19 protein-coding genes are annotated in these 20,038 nt (G+C 45.1%); 2 read left to right on the forward strand and 17 right to left on the reverse strand.

Going from position 1 to position 20,038, the window contains the following annotated elements; all coding sequences use genetic code 11:
- Positions 1 to 9: 9 nt before the first annotated feature.
- Positions 10 to 1,242, reverse strand: coding sequence for an exo-alpha-sialidase (locus EC604_RS07475; protein WP_123063556.1), 1,233 nt, complete (start codon positions 1,240 to 1,242; stop codon positions 10 to 12).
- A 17-nt stretch (positions 1,243 to 1,259) separates the two neighbouring features.
- Complete coding sequence (locus EC604_RS07480; protein ID WP_123063557.1) at positions 1,260 to 1,628, reverse strand: hypothetical protein; 369 nt, start codon at positions 1,626 to 1,628, stop codon at positions 1,260 to 1,262.
- Positions 1,629 to 1,807: 179 nt separating this feature from the next.
- Between EC604_RS07480 and EC604_RS07485 the strand changes: the two genes are divergently transcribed.
- Positions 1,808 to 3,088 carry a stalk domain-containing protein gene (locus EC604_RS07485; protein WP_123063558.1) on the forward strand — a complete coding sequence of 427 codons (1,281 nt, stop codon included), beginning with the start codon at positions 1,808 to 1,810 and terminating at the stop codon, positions 3,086 to 3,088.
- Positions 3,089 to 3,278: 190 nt separating this feature from the next.
- Here EC604_RS07485 and EC604_RS07490 read toward each other — a convergent pair whose 3' ends face one another.
- The 8 genes from EC604_RS07490 to EC604_RS07525 all read right to left on the reverse strand — a co-directional run bounded on the left by EC604_RS07490 (position 3,279) and on the right by EC604_RS07525 (position 12,194).
- Entirely contained in the window at positions 3,279 to 3,497 is a 219-nt protein-coding gene (locus EC604_RS07490; protein WP_123063559.1) for a hypothetical protein, read from the reverse strand.
- A 70-nt stretch (positions 3,498 to 3,567) separates the two neighbouring features.
- Positions 3,568 to 4,770 carry a Ger(x)C family spore germination protein gene (locus EC604_RS07495; protein ID WP_161556878.1) on the reverse strand — a complete coding sequence of 401 codons (1,203 nt, stop codon included), beginning with the start codon at positions 4,768 to 4,770 and terminating at the stop codon, positions 3,568 to 3,570.
- Positions 4,763 to 5,878: a GerAB/ArcD/ProY family transporter gene (locus tag EC604_RS07500; RefSeq protein WP_123063561.1), complete on the reverse strand. Its 1,116-nt coding sequence runs from the start codon at positions 5,876 to 5,878 to the stop codon at positions 4,763 to 4,765. Before EC604_RS07500 ends, EC604_RS07495 begins: the two co-directional genes overlap by 8 nt.
- 45 nt (positions 5,879 to 5,923) lie before the next feature.
- On the reverse strand, positions 5,924 to 7,735 hold the full coding sequence (locus EC604_RS07505) for a spore germination protein (protein ID WP_240036708.1): 1,812 nt from the start codon (positions 7,733 to 7,735) through the stop codon (positions 5,924 to 5,926).
- A 163-nt stretch (positions 7,736 to 7,898) separates the two neighbouring features.
- Positions 7,899 to 8,780 carry a carbohydrate ABC transporter permease gene (locus EC604_RS07510; protein ID WP_123063562.1) on the reverse strand — a complete coding sequence of 294 codons (882 nt, stop codon included), beginning with the start codon at positions 8,778 to 8,780 and terminating at the stop codon, positions 7,899 to 7,901.
- 15 nt (positions 8,781 to 8,795) lie between these two features.
- Positions 8,796 to 9,686, reverse strand: a complete 891-nt coding sequence (locus tag EC604_RS07515; protein WP_123063563.1) for a carbohydrate ABC transporter permease — start codon at positions 9,684 to 9,686, stop codon at positions 8,796 to 8,798.
- A 269-nt stretch (positions 9,687 to 9,955) separates the two neighbouring features.
- Positions 9,956 to 11,233, reverse strand: coding sequence for an ABC transporter substrate-binding protein (locus EC604_RS07520; RefSeq protein ID WP_123063564.1), 1,278 nt, complete (start codon positions 11,231 to 11,233; stop codon positions 9,956 to 9,958).
- Between the two features lie 85 nt (positions 11,234 to 11,318).
- Entirely contained in the window at positions 11,319 to 12,194 is an 876-nt protein-coding gene (locus tag EC604_RS07525; RefSeq protein WP_123063565.1) for an AraC family transcriptional regulator, read from the reverse strand.
- Between the two features lie 197 nt (positions 12,195 to 12,391).
- Between EC604_RS07525 and EC604_RS07530 the strand changes: the two genes are divergently transcribed.
- Positions 12,392 to 12,817, forward strand: a complete 426-nt coding sequence (locus EC604_RS07530; RefSeq protein ID WP_123063566.1) for a MaoC family dehydratase — start codon at positions 12,392 to 12,394, stop codon at positions 12,815 to 12,817.
- Positions 12,818 to 12,964: 147 nt separating this feature from the next.
- Here EC604_RS07530 and EC604_RS07535 read toward each other — a convergent pair whose 3' ends face one another.
- The 7 genes from EC604_RS07535 to EC604_RS07565 form a co-directional block, all read right to left on the reverse strand.
- Entirely contained in the window at positions 12,965 to 13,564 is a 600-nt protein-coding gene (locus tag EC604_RS07535; RefSeq protein ID WP_123063567.1) for a TetR/AcrR family transcriptional regulator, read from the reverse strand.
- 18 nt (positions 13,565 to 13,582) lie between these two features.
- Positions 13,583 to 14,020 (reverse strand): CPBP family intramembrane glutamic endopeptidase, encoded by a 438-nt coding sequence (locus EC604_RS30425; protein WP_345789258.1) that lies wholly within the window; start codon positions 14,018 to 14,020, stop codon positions 13,583 to 13,585.
- A 568-nt stretch (positions 14,021 to 14,588) separates the two neighbouring features.
- Positions 14,589 to 15,779: a PLP-dependent aminotransferase family protein gene (locus tag EC604_RS07545; protein WP_123063568.1), complete on the reverse strand. Its 1,191-nt coding sequence runs from the start codon at positions 15,777 to 15,779 to the stop codon at positions 14,589 to 14,591.
- A gap of 169 nt (positions 15,780 to 15,948) precedes the next feature.
- Positions 15,949 to 16,659, reverse strand: coding sequence for a DUF421 domain-containing protein (locus tag EC604_RS07550; protein ID WP_123063569.1), 711 nt, complete (start codon positions 16,657 to 16,659; stop codon positions 15,949 to 15,951).
- Between the two features lie 156 nt (positions 16,660 to 16,815).
- The gene (locus EC604_RS07555; RefSeq protein WP_123063570.1) at positions 16,816 to 17,955 is read right to left on the reverse strand and encodes an NAD(P)/FAD-dependent oxidoreductase; all 1,140 of its coding nucleotides are present in this window, start codon (positions 17,953 to 17,955) and stop codon (positions 16,816 to 16,818) included.
- The gene (locus EC604_RS07560) at positions 17,952 to 18,680 is read right to left on the reverse strand and encodes an SAM-dependent methyltransferase (RefSeq protein WP_123063571.1); all 729 of its coding nucleotides are present in this window, start codon (positions 18,678 to 18,680) and stop codon (positions 17,952 to 17,954) included. Before EC604_RS07560 ends, EC604_RS07555 begins: the two co-directional genes overlap by 4 nt.
- Complete coding sequence (locus tag EC604_RS07565) at positions 18,667 to 19,824, reverse strand: type III polyketide synthase (RefSeq protein ID WP_123063572.1); 1,158 nt, start codon at positions 19,822 to 19,824, stop codon at positions 18,667 to 18,669. Before EC604_RS07565 ends, EC604_RS07560 begins: the two co-directional genes overlap by 14 nt.
- Between the last annotated feature and the right edge of the window lie 214 nt (positions 19,825 to 20,038).

Genomic DNA, 20,038 nt, shown 5'->3' on the forward strand with positions numbered 1-20,038 from the left:
TACATAAGATTAATTTCCGAAATAAACATCCAGCTTGCCAGTCGGGGGTGTAGTTGCCATCCACACGGCAGCCAGATTATCCGGAGCATATGTAGCTGCTGTAATATAGTCGCCGATTAGAACGGTTGGCACTGGAGAGACACCATTCGGATTAAATGAGGTCGTTGTTAGGCGGCGATTACTGAAGCTTGCTCCGCCATCAAAGGACTCTGCAACGAATACGTCCAGTAGAAACCCGTCAATTCGATTGCTGTAATAGATTACCCGAATCGTTCCCGCGAATGGAGAAACGGTGATGGCCGGAAAAAAGTTCTGCGTACCTGGCGGTGCGCTAGTAATGCTTATCGGATCTGACCAAAGCAGCCCATCTGGAGATTCACATAGCAAAACATCGGTATACCCCGCGCGAGCGTCATTCCATACAGCATACACGGTGCCGCTGTTCGGTCCAATGGATATGTCAGCTGCCAAACTGAGATTGGTTTGCACTCGAAAATTATAGTTGGGCACAGGCAGAGGCGATGGCGATGGCACAACGGAAGAAATAAACGTTGACTGCCGTTCTATAGGCGGTTGATAATTGATTCCGCCATCATACGATATGCGTAGCAATGCCGAAGGGCTGGCTGGGCCTGTAATGATATAACCTGCATAGACTTCGCCGGAGAAACCAACGGCCAAAGCTGCCCGGTCATGAATTCCACGAGGACTCGATTGTCGATCTGGCGGTTCCCACGAGAGTCCTTGATCAACAGATCTTTGAGTAAAAATAGCAGAAGAAGTTGTTGCAAGCGGTGTATAACCTACATACGCATGGCCTCGATATGGACTGCCAGGAGAGCGATCTACAGCAATGAAAGGTTCATCATTATGCACGATGGTTCCAAATCCCAGTTGCACAATGACTGGAGGCTGAAACGTAGCCCCATCATCAAAGGAAGTATAACTTACAATCGTTCCGTCATTGATTCCGTTAAATAAATGTACTGTGACGATAAACGTGCTCGGAAACGTATAGTCGATGGTCGGTGCTTCCGCCCCTGAATAGCCTGCGGGTTGTGTAAGTACGGTTGTGGACCAGGTCGTTCCACCATCGATGGAGCGATAAAACCCCGTAAGCGTCGGCCCCGTGCTTGTATCGACAGCAACGACACACATAATATTGGGATTCAATGTGTTAACCGCAATGGAAGGTTCGAACTGGTTCCCTCCTAAAGCCCCGGTAATATTCACAACGGCCATTCTTATCACCTCTTTTTCTAAGGGATATTAGTAAATCGGTCAATTAACGTCATTTCAGATTGAAGGACGCGCTGTATAATCTGACCCGTAGAATCAACGCCATAGACATGAATAATGGTACTCGTTGCACTGAAAAAATCACTTTGCACTTCAAAAAAAGCAGCATTAATCAACGGATAAATGAAGGTCCTTGTGGCTTGCGGCAAAATTTCAACTAAATCATGACCAATAGGAACACGTGCTTGTTGTGCCGTGTCCCATCTGAAAACTTCCAGTTCAACATTAACAGGAGCATTAAGTGAGTCGTTAATGCAAGTAACGATAATCTGCGTAGACTGTGTCGGGCCTGAAGCCGGATTGTAGATGAACCCTGTAGAGTTCGGCAAAGAGTCACACTCCTTTAACACCATATACTCCACTATACTTTCCACTAAGCTTGTGTTATGCAGACTCTATGTTTTCTCGTATTGGAACAATATGAAAATTTTGTTATGATAGATTTGCCGAATTTCATTAGTTTGGTAGACTTATTCAAAAACCACAACGCCTGGAGGTACACCTTTTTATGTTCATGCAACGTACTGGAAAAATCGCTGTGGCAGCCGTCATGGTAATATCCATGATAGGCAGTATACCTGCAACTCAATCCCATAAACTCCAAGCAGCCCCTGCGATTTCTGTTCAATTGGATCATGCGCCCTTAACGTTCGATGCAGCACCTCGAATTGATAAAGGGGTAACCTATGTGCCTTTCCGTACAGTCGGAGAAGCTCTCGGCATCGATATTAACTGGAACAACAAAACACAGACCGTAACTGCGGTGAATACATCCAAAGGGAAAACGACGAAAGTCGTACTTCAGGTGGGCAGGAAGACCGCCACTGTAAATGGCACTAAAGTGAACCTTGCTGCTCCACCTTTGCAACACGAAGGCCGTGTCCTCATTCCTCTAAGTTCCTTCAGCAGCCAGTTCGGCGTCCGCACAGGCTGGGATCAGACGACACGAACAGTTTCTATGACTTCACCGCAACGTGAAATGCATCTCCGAGCCTTCTATGCCGTAAAAGCCTACCACGAGATAGATCTGTTACCTTCTATGAACTCGGTTGCTTTTGGCTGGAGCCGCATTGACCGGGATGGTACGTTTACGCTGGAAGGGAAAGAATATCAGGTTCCTGCTGCCGCTGGTGAAGTAACCCCTAAATCCATTGTGGCTGACGCGGCCAGTCAACAAATCCAGCCCAGTTTGATGGTGTATGCCCTGGATGGAAATGGCGAGCTAACTAAAGTTCTGAGTGACAGCAGTTTAAGGCAAAAGTCTATCGAAGGCATTCAAGCAGCCATTCAGGAGTATGGTTTTGGTGGAGTTGTGCTTGATTTTGAAGGACTCGGCTTCAAGCTGGACGCTGTAGAGCAACAACAATTGCTGAATCAGTACGTGAAACAACTGAGGGAATCGCTGCCTCAAGAGATTGCCCTCTCTCTGGCTATTCCTCCGCTCAATAGCGCATACAAAGGGTATGATTACAAAACACTGGCTACGCTGGCAGATGACCTTATCATTATGGCTTACCAATATAATCCTGCAGGAACCAAAGCCCAAGTTGCAGAGCCGAACAGCCTGGTTAATCAGGCTATTGTACTTGCACTCAAGGCAGGAGTGCCCAAAGAAAAGCTTTTGCTTGGCATCAGTATCAATAGTGAGACACCTGCATCTGTCGGGGACAAACTTGGACTTGCCAAGCGATACGATCTGAAGGGTGCAGCCTTCTGGCGACTCGGCTTATTCCGCACGTACAGCGCAGATATGCAATCTGCTGTGCAAGCATCAGTAATCAAGGAATAATAAAGCCATCTTCTTATAGCTATATTGAACTTAAGGATCTGCTTCAAAAGAAGCAAGAAAAAGCACGTTCCTTGTGCAGTCAGTCAAGGAGCGTGCTTTTTTGTGTACTCATTTTTACTGATGCTCTTATATGTGCTTCTCTAACTTATGTTTGTTCTAATCTTATGGATTCAATCCGTAAATCCTCTTTTCATTTCATGACCTTATCTATACTGCCAAACAGCAGCTTAATGATCAAACCCGGTCCCGGCAACCGGGGATCAAATAACAGGATCGTGCCAATAACCGCACTGACAGCGCTGATTCCTGCTGTGATCATCCGGACTTTTTTTTCTTCGCTACGTTTCCATTCCACATAGATGATCGTTCCGGCTAACAACAGAATACCTAGCATTGAAGCAATCTTCATGACTTATCACCTTCTGTCTATCATATCTTGTATCCCTATGAGCAATGCTGTTACTGCCACGGTTAAACGCTCATCTCCCCTGCTCATCCGGGATTCCCTGAGGCCCGGCAGATTTACCTGTACGTACAACCTGCGCATGTATCTGGAGATCTACATCCAGCTCGGAGTAGATCTGCTCCCATCTCTTCTCCTGCTCCTTCCACTGTTTCGGATAATATCTGCGAAACTCCACCGCGAACTTAAACAGATCCGTTCGCATCTCTCGCTGGGATAACCGGAGTGCCGATTCTGCCATTTCTTTCAGTTGAGATGCCCAGGTTTCCTCCAGCTTTTTCAGTACAGCAGGATCTGTAAGATTCCCATCTGTTGTATTTAGCAAGACTTCTCCCCGTGTCTGCACATCCACCTGCATACTCCACTGAGAACCTGAAATATTCGGCTTCAAAATCGTCTTCACTTCTAGCGGCTGGATCGAAAAAGAACCTCTCTCCGGCTCTACATTTACAGGCATGATAATGTTGTTTAATTCATTAGCGAGCATTAAAATGCCGACGGTTAACGGCTCCTGTACACTCCGATTAAACGTATCGCCCTTATATAGACTTAGTCCTTTGATATATGGTGTCGTTGTTAATTTATCCTGCCCCTCGTCAGGTGGAAGAGTCAACATACGGGACAAAATGACAGATTGGTTAGGGCCTTCGATCGATTGAGCGAGTTCCAAAACGGTTATCCGTGTACCCAGTTTCATATTGGCCATCTCACGCAAGGATTCGGCAGAGCTTCGTTCCAATGGGTCCAGCAAGGCAAGAATGTTTTTGGCAGGGTCAGGTGTCGAAAACACGTAAGCATGTTCCCTGATCTGGGGGTATCGAAGGAAAAAATCAATGAATTCGCGTATGCCTTTTTTTCCTGCGTCTTCGCTAATCACAATTACTTCGCAGTGTCCCCAGAACATATTTCTCGGCACTTTCCGTTGCAAGCGATTCAGAGCCTCTGCAATGGTATGGCCTTCAGCCGATCGAGTTAGTGTTACCCCGCTTGGGCTGCCTCCACTGCCCGTACTGTCTCCTCCCCCGGCTTTGCGGGGAATAAATATCTGTGATGTCAGTTCGATCTGATCATTTTTGTAATCCACTCCGGTTGCCAGCACAATGGCGAGATCATTAATCTCAATCCGATCCCAGCATCCCGTGAGTAATGTGCAGCATACACAAACAAGAAGCCACGCCTTGCATACTGGGATCATTCTTTTTTTGATGGGTTTAGGCATCCGTACGTTTTTTTCGCACATAAGCCCACCCCTTTTTCACCCAAGCTATCCCGTAAGTCAACCCCGGAAGAACCAGCAAAACGGCGATCGTATACAAATTGGCTGAAGGACTCACCAAACTGGATAACCCGGAACTGCTGGAAGCTACCCAAAACGAAAAAATCATACAGAGAAGGGAGAGCGGGCTCACTAGCGGTTTGTAATCCTTCAGACCAAACCATTCCGCTGTCGACGTAACAGATATATACAGGAACACGGAAACCTTCACAAACATGCCAAAGATCCACACGGCAATAATAAGGGATTCAATGTGTTGTAAAAAGTCTGCAATCGTAATGTACCGGGCAGCAATCATCACCGGGAAAACAAACGTGTCTGTCAAATCTCCAGTTAAAAAGAGACATACCACATTAATAACAGTCATTACTATTGTTGTTGTAAATAAAGATCCGAGCATCACATGAGCGGTTCTTTTTTGGCGATTTACATACGGCAGGAGAAAGGCAATCACGATATATTCACTAAACCAGGCGGCAGGAGCGAGCGCTCCTTTGACGGCAGGCATTGGCCCATTTTCCATAAAAGGAAACAATTCAGACGGATGCAATTCCCCAATGAGCAGTACAAAAACAAGACCCAGCATAGCCATGACCAGTGTCACAAAAACCTGTGCTGTCCTGCCAACCACTTCAATACCAAGTCTGACATTAATCGCACAAACGAGCATCATGGTGCCCATGATTACAAACATCGGTGTGCGTGGAAGTGCATTATTAGCAATAAACTCGCCATATTCCCTTATAATCAGCCCGGTTAGATGAGGCATGAACAAAATATAAATAAGTCCCACAAGCTTGCCTGGAATGAGACCGGCTACGAGTACACTCGATTGAATGAGGGATTTTCCGGGATACATCCGCGCAAGGCCAAGTGAAACACCAATCGCTGCAAGTCCTATAACCGACCCAATAATGGGAGATAACCACATATCATGTCCGGCATAATGCATTGTGATTCCAGGTACAGACAAGATCGCAGTGGCTATAACAGCTGGGAAGATCATGAAAGCCAGCTGTGTCTCAGATATTCTTCCTTGGTCAGTTAACATGACTCTTCCCGCCCCTCTTCTAAATCATTAAGCGCAATTTAATTCCTATCGTGGCTTGTTCCAAGGTGCTGGACGCCACCACAAATCCTTCAACCCTTTGGCATTCGTCGGTGCAACTGGAGACAGATACGGTGCCCCAAATGAGCGAAGACTGCTCAAATGAATGACGATCAAAATGATACCCAACATAACCCCGATTAAACCCAGCGTTCCAGCCAAAAGCATAATGGGAAAACGAAGCAATCGTGTCGAAATGCTAGCGGAGTAGCGTGGAATCATAAAGGATGCAATCCCTGTGATCGCAACGATGATAATCATCGGAGCGGAGACGATGCCAGCCGTGGTTGCAGCCTGTCCAATAATGAGCGCGCCGACGATGCTGACCGCGGAACCTACCTGTTTGGGCAGGCGAACACCAGCTTCCCGGAGTGCTTCAAAGGCAATTTCCATAATAAGTGCCTCTACAAGTGCGGGAAACGGAATTTCCTCTCTCGCTCTAGCGATACTGAGTAGTAATACTGTAGGAATCATCTCTTGGTGATAGGTCGTGATCGCGACATAAGCCGAGGGCAGCAGCAGTGACAGAACATAAAATACGTATCGCAGCCAGCGGAGAAATACGCTCATAAACACATATTGATAATAATCTTCAGGTGACTGAAGCATCGAAAACAGCGTTACAGGAGCCACCAGTGTGAACGGTGTTCCGTCCACCAGTATCGCAAACCGCCCTTCCATCAGATTGGAGGCCACAACGTCCGGACGTTCAGTAGCAATCATTTGAGGAAAAGGTGAGAATCGCTGATCGATGATATCTTCTTCAATATACTGACTTTCCAGAATGTCGCGGACTCTTAACCGATCAAGTCGCTGCTCTACCTCTTTCACCAAAGAGGCATCTATAATACCCTCCACGTACGCAAGTGCAATGCTGGTATTGGAGCTTTCACCAACGGTGCGTGTTCGGAATTTTAGTGCAGGTGTTTTGAGCCGTTTACGAACCAAAGAAAGATTCATTGTGAGCGATTCGGTGAAGCCATCCCTTGCACCACGAACCGTAGATTCAGCTAGTGGTTCCTCCGTCGAACGATTAGCGGCTTTATAGAGCGGATACGTTGTTGCCACATTGGAGCCTTCCAGAAGTAGAAGTGCTTCTCCTTCCAATATCGCTTCTGCGGCCTGTTTGGACGTTTCCACGGTTTTTACGGAAGATAGAGGAACCTGTGCAGACTCCAAACCAATCTCCTGAACAGGGGCTAACACCTGACGCTCAAGCCGCTCAGTATCACATAAACCCACACAATATACACATAATGCCGAGGTGAAGCCCGCGGTTTCGAATGAATGAAAAATCACATCGGAACAGTCCGTAAATACGGCGCGCAATGTCTCTTCATCAATGGCCAGATCCCCTGTTAAGGGCAAGTCCTGACGCGTTTCTTCTTGTTCTTGATCCGATTGTCCTTCTTGATCCGATTGATCCTTGCCTTTTTTCTCTTTCTTCTCTTTCTTCTTCTCGTTCTCGTTTGAATCCTGATCCGTATTTTTCTCCGCGTTTTGATCGGTATTCTGTGTTGATTTTTCGCCGTTTTCTTTTTCTTTTTCTTGCTGATCTTGTTCTTGTTCTTGTTCTTGTTCTTGTTCTTGTTCTTTCTGTTCTTCTTTTGTATCCTGTTTCATATTTTGCTCGGTTGACTGATCTGTATCTTGCTTCGAATCCTGTTGTTCTGCGGTGCTTGAGTTTGAATTGGTGTCTGTATTATTATTTGTGCTTGATTCGGTATTTGTACTTGAGTTCGTATTCGTGTTTGAGTTTGTGCTTGAGTTAGAATTTGTATTTTGGCTGTTTTGACTCATGGGCTCCACCCCCTTTCCACCGATAAGTCCAAGTATTCTCAGTAAAAGATATCATTTGCTTCCTTCACCAGAAATATGCAGTGGAAACGACGAAAAGAGCCGCTCCGCGAGCGACTCTCTTCTAAACTAACATTAACTTACACTGTGAAGATTGTTCATGTAACTATCCTTTAACAGCACCCAAAGCGACACTTCCGATAATCTGCTTGGAAAATACGGCGAACACAACAATAATCGGCAAAATGGAAATTGCTACTCCCAGATACAACAATCCGTAATCCATACCGTAGTAGCCCTGAACTAGAGCCACCAACACAGGCAGCGGATACTTATCAAGGGAGAAAAAGAGTACGAGTGGTGTCAGGAAGTTATTCCATGACCCGATAAAGGTGAAAATCCCCAGAGCCGAGATCGCTGGCCCAAGGATGGGCAGCACAATCTGATTAAATGTTCTGAACTCATTCGCACCGTCCACGCGGGATGATTCAATGATCTCATCGGGAATACTGCTCTCCATAAACTGTTTGATGAAAAATACGTTAAAGGCATTCGCCGCCGCAGGTAGAATAATCGCTGCATAACTGTCCAGCAGGCCAAGCGTACTGAACAGCCGGTATACCCCAATTAGCGCCAGTTGACCCGGAACCATCATCGTGGCGAGCAGAAACAAGAACAATCCGGTACGGCCTTTAAAATTAAACTTGGCAAAGCCGTAGGCCGTTAAAGCACCGATATACAGGGACAGTACGGTGGAGCTGCCAGCGATAAAAAAACTGTTGGCGAAGCCACGCCAGATGTTAATTTTAGAAGCCATATTCACATAATTGTCTATCAGAAACGTACCCGGAAGAAACGTAAAACTCGAAGCAATCGACGCATTGTTATGTGTAGAATAGATCAGCATCAGGTAAAACGGAATCACACACAAGACAGCGAGGGCGATCAGAAACAGATAAATGAGGATTTTCCCCAATGTCAGCCGCTGACGAAGCGCATGATGCTGAACTACGGCCTCTCGCTGCGCGGCAACCTTAGCAGTTTGCATACAATCTCTCCCTCCCTATGAACGGCTCTTCCGTTTGGTCATGATGAAGGATGCAACCGATAACAGAATGATAATGACGAACAGACAAAATGCAATGGCAGCTCCATAACCAAAACGTGTACTCTGGAACGCCACATTATAGAGGTACATAATGCTGGTCATTGCCGCGCGGTCCGGACCGCCATTACCATTCGTCAAGGTAAACGGCTGATCGAAAATCTGAATGCCGCCAATGATCGATGTAATGATCTGGAATAAAATAATCGGTTTAAGCATCGGCACGATGATATGCATGAAGATATGTTTTTTCTTGGCTCCATCAATCTGGGCGGCTTCCTGCAATGCCGGGTCAATCCCCTGCAGACCGGCCAGATAGATGACCATCGAGTAGCCGAAATATTGAAAGAACAGGATCGATGAGACAATTAATCGCATAAACCAAGGGTCATTTTTCCAATTGATCGGATCTTGTATTAAACCTACCTGCATGAGGAAATGATTCAGTCCGCCTGACTGCCAATCAAAAATCAGACTGACAAGCAAACCGAGCGAAGCCGCGGTGACGATGTTGGGGAAAAAGTATACGGCCCGGAAAATATCCCGACCCTTTAACAGCTTATCGTTTAAAATAAATGCCAGCACGAGGGATACCGTCAATTGCGGTACTACCGACACCCCCCATATAAAGAGCGTATTAAATAACGTTTTGTAGAAAAGCGGGTCCTGAAGCACGGCGACATAGTTACCGATTCCGACGAACTCAGGCGTGGTGATTCCGTCGAAGTTCGTGAAACTGATATATAGCGAGTACAGAATCGGATACAGCCCAAAAATGGCAAACACGATAAAAAAAGGAGCAATAAAGTAGTACCCGTAATGGTCTTTGCGAATTGTTTTGGCAAACATACGCTGTCCCCCAATCATTAATTGACCTAAAGCGAACTACGATGGTTACACAAGCACTTCGATGACAGAAGAGTCTTCCAATCGCTGTTATCCCCGGATTTTCTGATTCCCTTTTTAAAAGGGGAAAATTCGGTGATAAGCGAATGCTTTCGAAGTAGCTTTCTTGCAGAAAGCTTTTAGGCAACCGCTTCGCTTTTCCAGCTTTCTTCTGTCCTCTACGTTGTTTGTGTAAACACTTAGTTAACTTCGTAGGTTCTGGAGTAGTAAACTTACTCTACCTCTAATTCCGGGAACCTTAAGCGTACATCACGCTTAATGCGTTTGACCACGTCCTCCTTGGTCTGGATATCACCGTTCAGATACAGCTGCAGCAGATTTCGATAGATATCCGTGTTGATAATGCCGTCATATTTGGTTCGCTCATACACCGGAACCTGCTTGGCGGCCTCCGAGAAAAATTCAAAATGTTTTTGTCCACCCAGATAGGCCGAGGTGAGCGATTCCGCAAGCTGGTCATTCACGACCATGTTACTCGTAAAGTAATCCTGCTCTTTGGCAAGCCCCTTCAAAAATTCATGGTCAAAGTTGTAAAATTGAATGAATTTCCAGGCGGCATCCTTCTGGTCACTCTTGTTATACATCGCAATGTAAGTCCCTCCTGAACTGAAGGACGAAGGCCCGTGTGCCAGCCCCCATAAGCCTTCGGTATCGGGTGCATTGGCTTTAAACGTAAACTGAAGTCCCCAAGTCGCTGCCGGGTAGAACATCACTTCTCCTTTTTGCATCGAGGCTGCATAACCTGCGCTTCCATCCTCGTACTCAGCAAGTACATGCCGTTCCCGTGCCTCACGCACCAGATCAAGCACTTTCATATAAGTTGGATCAATAACCAGCTTCCCGTCCTTCACCCAAGGAATTCCATCATATGAATTGGCTATGCCATTCCAGTTCGCAAGTGCATGTACCTTGTTGCCACTTTGTTCTTTCACTTTTTCTCCGATAGCAAAAATCTTCTCCCATGTATCAATCTGAGCGCTGACTTTATCTGGATCGTCGGTACCCAGATATTCTTTCGCCAGATCACGGCGATAATAGATGCCACCAGGCGTCCCTTGATATCCAATAGCCCTGACGTTTCCCTCACTATCCTGCTCATTAGCCTGCACAAAAGGGTACTGCTCCTTAATTAACTCGTTTGCGTTGTATGGTGCAGCTGACAAGTTTTCCAAATAGGGTACATCAATGAGTTCCCGAATATTTCCATTCTCAATCATAAACACGTCGGGTGCTTTGGAACTGGTCTGAAGTGCTGATTTGAGCTTGGTCAGGTAAAAGTTGCCTGGAATATTAACGAAATTCACTTTGATATCTGGATACTTCTCTTCGAATTTCTCAATGGCATAGTCTGCTTCATCCGTAAAACTCCAGACCGTAATCTCCTGTTGCTTCGCTGGATTTGATGCACCTGTCTGACAACCCGCGAGCAATAGTACTGAACTTGCAAGCAGCGTGACTGGTACAACTAACCGCTTAAACCATCTCTTCATAAAGTACCCTCCCTAAAAAGGAAACGCTTACAATTTATTTGAGTATAAGAATTTGAGCGGTAGCTTTCTCCACAAATATTGTCAATCATCCTTGATATTTTGTGATATTGGAACGATGACGTTTGCGAAATTCGGACGGCGTGCAGTTATTATATTTTTTAAACAGACGATTATAAGAATTCACATTGTTGAATCCATGACTGATCGCAATCTCCAAAATGGATTCCTGACGAAACAAAAGCGCCCACTCCGACTTAATAATGCGAAAATGATTTAAATATTCCATTAGCGTGATCCCTTTGATTTCTTTGAATAGTTTGCAGATATGGAATTTACTGAACTTCATATGTTCCGCCACCTGTTCCAGCTTAATCGGTTCGGCATAGTGCTCTTCCAGATACTCGCATACGGATTCGAGAAACTCGAACTTCTTGGAAGACACACAAGGCCAGCATGATGGCGTATCCTTATGTGGAGCCGGTGGCGCAGTACGCAGTAGCAGGACGATCAGATCATATAACCGAGATACCATAAGCCAGCGGTAACCGGGTTTCTGATTTTTTATCTCCGTTGCAATTGCATCAATATAAGGACTGGGGTTGAACTGACTGCTGCACGGAATGATGGACGTTTGATTAAAAAGTGTCCCCAGCTCCTGCATCTCCGCTTCACTCGTGAAGCTCCCGGTTAACAATTCAAGCCGAAACAACAGAATCGTCAGCCGTCCGGTGCCTGGCATAAAATAATGCACATCCCCCGGCTTGATCAGAATCATATCTCCTTGGTTCAGTTCGAACATTTGCTCATTTACACCAATTCGCGCATGATTTCCATTCACAACGACAAGTTCAACTTCATCATGCCAATGTGCGGCATAATTGAATTCTGCTCCTGTATAAATTAACCGAATGGGAAAACCGTCGGCCATGTGACCTGTTTCCAGAAAAGTAGGTACGCCCATGCCATTTGCCTCCTCTTTTTTCCATACACATCTGTCTCATGTTTCTATGCTTATGCCTGAATGTACTTCCCCGTTTCTCATATTCTATCTAAAATAGGACCAAACATCCAAATTCGCAGATCTCAACGGTTAGTGAAATTGACTATAAGCATGTTAATATAGGCTAAGGAAATCCAATGAAATCGGAGTGGTCAGACATGAAATTCAGCGATTTTAAAATAGGACAGCGTTATGAAACCGGGTCGGTTCTCTTAACGAAGGAGGACATCCTTCGTTTTGCCGAACTTTACGACCCGCAATATATGCATCTGGATGAGGACAAAGCGAAAAAAGGACGCTTCGGAGGTCTGATTGCATCCGGCATGCAGACCCTGAACGTCACGTTCCGGCTGTGGATCGATGTTGGCGTGTATGGTGAGCATATTATCGCTGGAACAGGTATGAACCACATTCAATTTTTGAAACCTGTCTATCCAGGGGATGAACTTCGCGTTATGGCTGAAGTCACCGAACTTCGTCCGAGACGAACTGGGAATGGCACGGTGACGGTCTTGCTCAGTACTTTTAACCAAAAGGGTCAGAACGTATTTCGAGCGGAGTTGAGTGCGCTGGTGGATAATTGAAAGGCGAGGCTGGTTATGTAATGTCATAATAACGGAGAATTACCGATATCGTTTCTTGTTGGTTATCTACAAAAATATAGAAAAAGAGTCGTCTCGACAGTGGAATGTTTGTATCCTACAAACAACCGAAAAGAGACGACTCTCTGGTCAGCCTGTAGCAATTCCTTTTAGAAGCAAGTTAACCGCTTTGACATGCAGAGCCGCATATTCATCCCCGCTTAGATTTGGCTTAGTTAAGCAGAGTTGAGTTGCTCCAGCCAAGGTTGACATGACCCCAAAGCTCAATGTTTCGATGTCTTCATTAATAAAAATGCCTTGATTAATCCCCGTCTGCAACACCTGCCTAATTGCAGCATAAGCTACTTCTGTGATTTCCTTTAATGTAGTCAATGACTCGGATTCGCTAGAAAGTGTTCTAGAATACTCTTCAAGTGCCTGGATTAATGGACTTTCACAGTCTCTTCCGAATAAATCAGCCATTTCAAGTAACTGTTCGCTGGGAGACGAAGATTGCTCCATCAAACGAAGCCATTTTTGAGACATTTGTTCGGTATGCTGAGTAAGCAGTTGGAGAAATAGTACCTCTTTATTTTTAAAGTGATGGTATAGGTTTCCTTTGCTCATCTGTGTCAATGCACACAAGTCATCCATAGTAGCTCGATCATAACCTTTTTCAATAAATAACAGTTTGGCATGGTTTAAAATAATCGTTTTAGCTTCCTCTGCTGGCAATCTTCTTCTGGTCATGAGTTTCCTCCCGAAACCTTATGAACGGTTCATTTTATGCTTGAAAAATTGAAAAGCACCATATGAGATAACGATAACAAAAATCCCAAACAATGCAAATGGCATATCTAATGTGTGGCGGTATACAATATTTTGCAGACCCATGTTTTCCAAAGTCGACGTTCCATATCCCCAGATGGATGTATTAAACATGTTCGTGGCAAAATGAATACCGATGGGAGCAGCCAGACCATTCGTATGGTAAGCTACGATTCCCAAAAAGAGCGCTGCCAGCATATAATACAGGGGTCCAAAAATCCCGTAATGCAGCATTTCGGGGTTAAACCCATGGAGCAGAGCAAAGATCAGGGAAGTGACAAAGATAGACCAGAATGCACCGCCTCTTAATGATCTGAACATACGGTACATATAACCTCTAAACAAAATCTCTTCAGCAGCACTTTGAAACAAAATCAAAGGAGCAGTAACGATGAGTACACCTAACCACGGAAGGGGATCGAAATTAAACGCAAAAGCTTGAGGATGCAGAGCGATATCGACAAGTAAATACAGGATAAGCGCAGTGAAGTACCATGCAAAATAAATAGCAAACTTGCGGAAATCAGGCCTTCTACCTTCAAGAAAAAAATGTTCTAAAAGGGATTTTAAAGAAATACCTGGTGATCATGTAGACGCCGAGAATCAGGAAAGAAAAAGACAAATATAGTGTGATCAATTGGGGTAATCCAGAACGAGTAGCAGGAATCAGAGTATTCAGTAGATTGAACCATAATAAAGTACCGCCCTGCCAAATAATCAAAATAAGTACGAGGCATGCTGCGGATTTTAAACTTGATGGTATCGGCGGTTGAAGGCCATAATTCCTTTCCATGATACACACCCATCTCTTATTGTATTTACCGACTATATAGTCGGTAAATACAATATATATATCCAAATCATTTCTGTCAACGATAATTACTGGCTAAAATGATCACACAAAAAGCCGCCCGAGGGCGGCTTTTTGTATGATCATTCAATGGTTTTACGAAAACGAGTTCCTTAACACTTGTCCAAGAATCTCGACACCTTTAGCAATTTGTTCATCGGATGGTGTTGAGAAATTAAGTCGAATCGCATTGCAAGGGTCTTGCTCATTCACGAGGAAGGCATTTCCTGGTACTACGGCTACACCTTGCGCGGCCGCTGTTTTCGCATAATCCACCATCGGTACATGAGCAGGCAGATCGCACCATAGGAATAGTCCGCCATCTGGACGAGTGTAGCTCACAGCATCGCCTAGATGCTCTTGCAGTTTGTCCATCATCAGTGTCGCCTTTCGGAGGTAAACTTCGCGAATGTGACTGATATGCCCGGCATAATCATACTCCGTCATAAAACGATGAGCCAGAATCTGCGGAAGCATCGCTGTATGTACGTCTTCCCCCTGCTTGGCTACAACCATCTTCTCCACGACTTCATGCGGAGCCTGTACAAAGCCAACTCGCAGTCCGGCCGACAAAATTTTGGAGAATGACCCGACATAGATGACCAAGCCATCTTCGTCCATGGACTTAATCGTCGGTACGTCCTCACCATTAAATCGAAGCTCTCCGTATGGATTATCCTCCAGAATCATAACACCGTACTTCTTAGCCAGTGCATAGATCGCTTGGCGCTTCTCCAGACTGGTGGTTACGCCTGTAGGATTTTGGAAACTAGGAATGACATAGATCATCTTTACATTCGCCTCGGTTTGCAGTGCATGCTCAAGTTTATCAATGTCCATACCGTCCATCTCCATCGGAACCCCTGCCAGCTTCGCACCGGAAGCACGGAAGGAATTCAGTGAACCGATAAAGCTGGGACTTTCACAGATAATCGTATCGCCTTCATTACACAGCACTTTACACGCAAGCTCAATCCCTTGTTGGGCCCCGGACACGATAAAGAGTTGGTCGGACGGCTTACCTGTGTTGAAATTCTGCTCGAGGTGTTGCTGGAGCGCCTCGCGAAGCGGTACATATCCTTCCGTGATGCCATATTGCAACGCGGTAATCGGGTCTTCTTCAAGAATCGACTGGGTGAATGTACGAATCGCTTCAATCGGAAACGTTTCTGGCGCAGGGTTGCCCGCTGAGAATGGAATTACATTTTGACCTGAAGAAGCTTTTAAAATTTCACGAATAATTGATGGTTGCAAAGATGCAATCCGGTTGGAAAAGGTATAATTCATCTTCAATAACATCCTCTCGGCATCTAATCGATCTGAGTTCTAGCTCTAATGATACATTAGACTCTATTATACGAGCATTTTTCATTTTGCCAAAGAGACGATTTCAAAGCGTATCATTTTCTAATTAAAATCATTATTAAAATGGTTATTATATTTCTGGTTAAACTATCTACTCTACGTCAACTGGATGTTGTAATTGATCTTTATAATAGTCGATATATAGTTTGCCATTGCTCCCTATAACAGCATAAAAAACATCGCTAACCTGTTTTTCATTAGACTTGAGTTGTTTCAATAACTGATCCTCAGATACATCATTTAGATTTATATTTTCTTTCAACAACTGGCCATCCATAATCATTTCAATGGGTAAACGTTCTTTTGTATCTTTTTTTTGATTTATATCTTGCATTGTTATCGTTCTGAATTGCTTTTTTTTCATGACTGAAATTTGACCGTTGACCTCAAGTAAAGCGTATTCGACTTCATTGATATCAAAAACCTCTTTTTGTCTAAGTGCTTGGTTAAGAGAATCCAGCGTCATTTTACTCTTGGCTAAATTATCCTCAAGAACTTTGCCACCCTCTATTAATACCGTCGGTGAACCTTCCGCTAGCAAACGCATTTTTCTACTCTTTAAATTCCATTTAGACAATAAATAAGAAGTCCCGGTGAAAACAACAAGCGAAATTAAGAGATGTATCACCTCCATTTTTTCATTAAATGCTAAATTTGCAGCAATCGCTCCCATAATTACAGCGGTGACGAAATCATGAAAGTTCATATTAGATAATGTCTGTTTGCCAAGCATTCTCGTAATGAGGAGTAAGAGTAGAAAAGCAGATATACTTCGAACCAAAATATTAAGATGATCGATCAACTAAATCATCCTTCCATATCAAAATTAGAGTACATTCACTAAAAGTATTCACATATAAAATTTAAAATATAATACAAGAAATAGAACCCGATTAGAAAATCATGATATGTAGGCTTAAAACAGCAAAAAGCTGCCGCTGGCAGCCCTTATCTTATCTTACTTCATCTCAGACAGTCTCGTCGCTTTCACAACGTAGGTCGCAAGCCAGGGAAACATTCGAGCGAGAGCTGGATAAAAGCGGTTGGTTTTCGCAAAAGCCAGATTCTGAATCATTCTGGCTCTTCGAAGCAACGGTGCGAACTCCCGATTCGCTTCGAGCGTATACTCGCTTTGCCACGTGGTATAGTCTATTTGATCCTTGAGATATGCATCTGTGCAACGCGCGCACAAGATCGAAGAGCGAAGGGCAATGGACATTCCGTCTCCGCACAGGGGGGGAATGACCATCATTGTATCCCCAATATGCGGATAATCGCCCCATGGTTCCGGGACATTAGACAGTTGTAAAGGCGCAACAGACACTTGGGTTCCCTGAATGGCCTCCCCTGCTGCTAAACGAGCTACCAGATTTGAATTCGTCATCGCGGCTGCCTGCAAAATCTCTGTTACGGACTTGCCGCTCCCTTGTACGGAATCAAGCGTTAACAGCGCTGCAACATTAACCGTGTCGTTTTCAATCGGAGATATACCCACATAACCACCATCACAAAAATATAATTCTACTCTCGCCGGTATGTTAATACCTCTGTAATGAGATTTGACACCGACGTATATGGTCTCGTCTCGAACTCCTTTTTCGCTGCTTGATCCTCTCAGCTTTTTGCTGCCGTGTGCCCCGATAACTGCCTTGGCTTGATAACATCTCTGCTCATTGCCCTGCTTTACTTCGACTTCATAGCTCTGATTCTCAAGCTTCCGGATCGAGGTAATATTCACTTTAGTTAAAATTTCGGCCCCTGCGGCATAAGCCTGCTGATGCAGTAGTTGATCCAGCTCATATCGGCTTATTCCATAGGCGAATCCAGGCAAAGGTGCTTCAATCTCTCCACCATCCGGCATCGTAATTCGGGCATGATCCATTCTGCTGGGGCTCTTATCCTGCTTCAAAAGATGAATGCCAAGGTGCTCCAGCATCTCCCTCGTTTCAGGTGACATGAACTCTCCACATGTTTTATGCCTTGGGAACTGTTGCCGATCCAGCAACATCGTTCGATGACCTTGCCTGGCCAGTTCAATCGCACAGCTACTGCCCGCAATGCCAGCTCCAACAATAATCACATCCGTTGATCTCGTCACGTTAGTACACCCCCCTTTTGAGGAATCACCACAGAATACCGGAATAACGGTTGCCACTCATAGGTCATTGTCTCGTGCTTCAATCGATGTTTGAGTTCCTGCCAATCCTGATCTGTAAATCCCTTGGCTACCGACAACGGCCCGTCATGACGAATATAACGGTTACGTGAGATAAGTCTGGTTGTAATCCATACCGCTTTGTAAGACACCGGATGACGGTGAATATCATTAATAACCACACCATATCTCGAAGCACGAAGCATATGACTGACCATGCCCACAAGCTGTTCTCCTTCAAAATGGTGAATAAACTGTGAGCCTGTCACAATATCGGCTGAAGCATCAGGCAACGCTTTTAGATCGGCACGCTGTACTCGAACACGAGGCTCGCTCTGGAACAACTGTCTTGCTTCTTCACAAGCCTCTTCGGTCAGATCCACTAGCGTAATTTGCATATCTACCCCTTGTTTTTTCGCCCAATGTAATAGCTTCTGATTCACATCACCTGAACCCGCACCAACGTCCAGAAGGGTTAACGTATCCGGCTTACCTATGGATTTCCATAACTTCTCCACACCGGACACGGTGGGACCAGGCGCAGCAAATATTTTGTTCAACCGCCGCAGATGTCGCAGCGCTTCACGCAATTCTTCTCCACCCATCGAAAAGTCATCCATCAATTCGTCTTCCTTGGCACGGCTGCTCAATCTTCTAAAGAAGGACATGATCCTGCTCCTCCATGACCGATGTTAGCGCCGGAACATACGTGAATTTCATTAATTCTGCAGTAAGTCCTGGCCCAAAAGCCATGGCTACGCCTTCCGTAGACGACTGCTCCTGATTTTTCATATCCATGCGCATCGCTTGCATCACAAACAAGATGGTATTCGAAGACAAGTTGCCGTAATCTCTCAAAACATCCCGACTATACTTTGTCTGTTCTGACTTCAAATTCATAACTTCCTGAACAGAATCTACGATTCCTCGTCCGCCCGGATGTATTGCCCATAGTTCGGGAAGATGTTCACTTTGCAGCAAAAGACCCAATTCTTCTTGCAAATGGTTGCCAAGCAATTTCGGAATACGGGGCGACAGATGCAAATCATAACCATAATCGGCCACTTTCCAAGTCATGTCCTCCGTCGAATCGGGTAGCAACACCGAATAGCCAGTTCCCAGACCCAGGTAGTCTCTGTGCTTCGCTTCAGGCGTACCTACGATAGATGCAGAAGCAGCGTCTCCAAAGAACGATGCAGCAAACAGTGCCTCTCGATCCTGCACCGGCTGGAAATGGAGTGTGCACAATTCAACGCAAACGATCAACACCACCGAACCTGGAGCACCCTGCACGACGTCGCGAGCCATCTGGATTGCTTTTAACCCTGCTGCGCAGCCCTGAAAAATGAGCGGTAATCGGTTCACCCGAGCAGAAAGTCCAAAGTGTTGAATCAATTGCACATCAAGTCCTGGCAGATACTGCCCGGTGCAGCTAACCGTTATCATTTGAGTTATCGCTTCGGAAGAGATCTGCGCGTCTTGCATCGCTTCTTCCGCTGCTCTGATCGCCAGAGGGAGCGCCTCCCGCTGGTATGTATCCATTCGTTCCCGTGTCGTTGGAATATCTGGCTGTTCACCTGAGGGGATATAACGGCATTCTTCCAATATGCCAAGATAACTCGGTTCCACGGTATACCGTGTCTCTACACCGCAGGATCTGAAAATGCGCTTGCCAAACCTCGCCAAATCCGGTCGATCAACCAGTGAAGAAGCGATAAGCTCCGCAATGTCTGGCTGAGCTACCTTGTGTACAGGGAGAGCCGTTCCCATGCCAAGAATGGCGATATCACTCAAAGGGTTATTTGGATTCATATGAACCTCCTGATTTTGGTTATGATTACCTGCAATTAACACCTCTTACCCTTTATGAAAAAGTTGTAATCCCCAAAATGATATTGATCCACATAAAATTGGTGCTAAAATGTATTGAAGCCATAACATGACATCACTATTTCCAGGCGACGTGTTCTCTGCTCGGATTATATATTTTATTATGATGATTACTTACTCAGAAGCCCCGTTTGAC

It is taken from the genome of Paenibacillus amylolyticus (assembly GCF_003719335.1).
Classification (GTDB): Bacteria; Bacillota; Bacilli; order Paenibacillales; family Paenibacillaceae; genus Paenibacillus; species Paenibacillus amylolyticus_D.

Excerpts from the sequence above, each read along its gene's own strand:
- EC604_RS07505 (WP_240036708.1), bottom strand. The coding sequence starts at position 7,735 with ATGAGTCAAAACAGCCAAAATACAAATTCTAACTCAAGCACAAACTCA.
- EC604_RS07500 (WP_123063561.1), bottom strand. The coding sequence starts at position 5,878 with ATGTTAACTGACCAAGGAAGAATATCTGAGACACAGCTGGCTTTCATG.
- EC604_RS07535 (WP_123063567.1), bottom strand. The coding sequence starts at position 13,564 with ATGACCAGAAGAAGATTGCCAGCAGAGGAAGCTAAAACGATTATTTTA.
- EC604_RS07490 (WP_123063559.1), bottom strand. The coding sequence starts at position 3,497 with ATGAAGATTGCTTCAATGCTAGGTATTCTGTTGTTAGCCGGAACGATC.
- EC604_RS07495 (WP_161556878.1), bottom strand. The coding sequence starts at position 4,770 with ATGCCTAAACCCATCAAAAAAAGAATGATCCCAGTATGCAAGGCGTGG.
- EC604_RS07510 (WP_123063562.1), bottom strand. The coding sequence starts at position 8,780 with ATGCAAACTGCTAAGGTTGCCGCGCAGCGAGAGGCCGTAGTTCAGCAT.
- EC604_RS07565 (WP_123063572.1), bottom strand. The coding sequence starts at position 19,824 with ATGAATCCAAATAACCCTTTGAGTGATATCGCCATTCTTGGCATGGGA.
- EC604_RS07530 (WP_123063566.1), top strand. The coding sequence starts at position 12,392 with ATGAAATTCAGCGATTTTAAAATAGGACAGCGTTATGAAACCGGGTCG.
- EC604_RS07520 (WP_123063564.1), bottom strand. The coding sequence starts at position 11,233 with ATGAAGAGATGGTTTAAGCGGTTAGTTGTACCAGTCACGCTGCTTGCA.
- EC604_RS07525 (WP_123063565.1), bottom strand. The coding sequence starts at position 12,194 with ATGGGCGTACCTACTTTTCTGGAAACAGGTCACATGGCCGACGGTTTT.
- EC604_RS07475 (WP_123063556.1), bottom strand. The coding sequence starts at position 1,242 with ATGGCCGTTGTGAATATTACCGGGGCTTTAGGAGGGAACCAGTTCGAA.
- EC604_RS07515 (WP_123063563.1), bottom strand. The coding sequence starts at position 9,686 with ATGTTTGCCAAAACAATTCGCAAAGACCATTACGGGTACTACTTTATT.
- EC604_RS07545 (WP_123063568.1), bottom strand. The coding sequence starts at position 15,779 with ATGAATTATACCTTTTCCAACCGGATTGCATCTTTGCAACCATCAATT.
- EC604_RS07560 (WP_123063571.1), bottom strand. The coding sequence starts at position 18,680 with ATGTCCTTCTTTAGAAGATTGAGCAGCCGTGCCAAGGAAGACGAATTG.
- EC604_RS07485 (WP_123063558.1), top strand. The coding sequence starts at position 1,808 with ATGTTCATGCAACGTACTGGAAAAATCGCTGTGGCAGCCGTCATGGTA.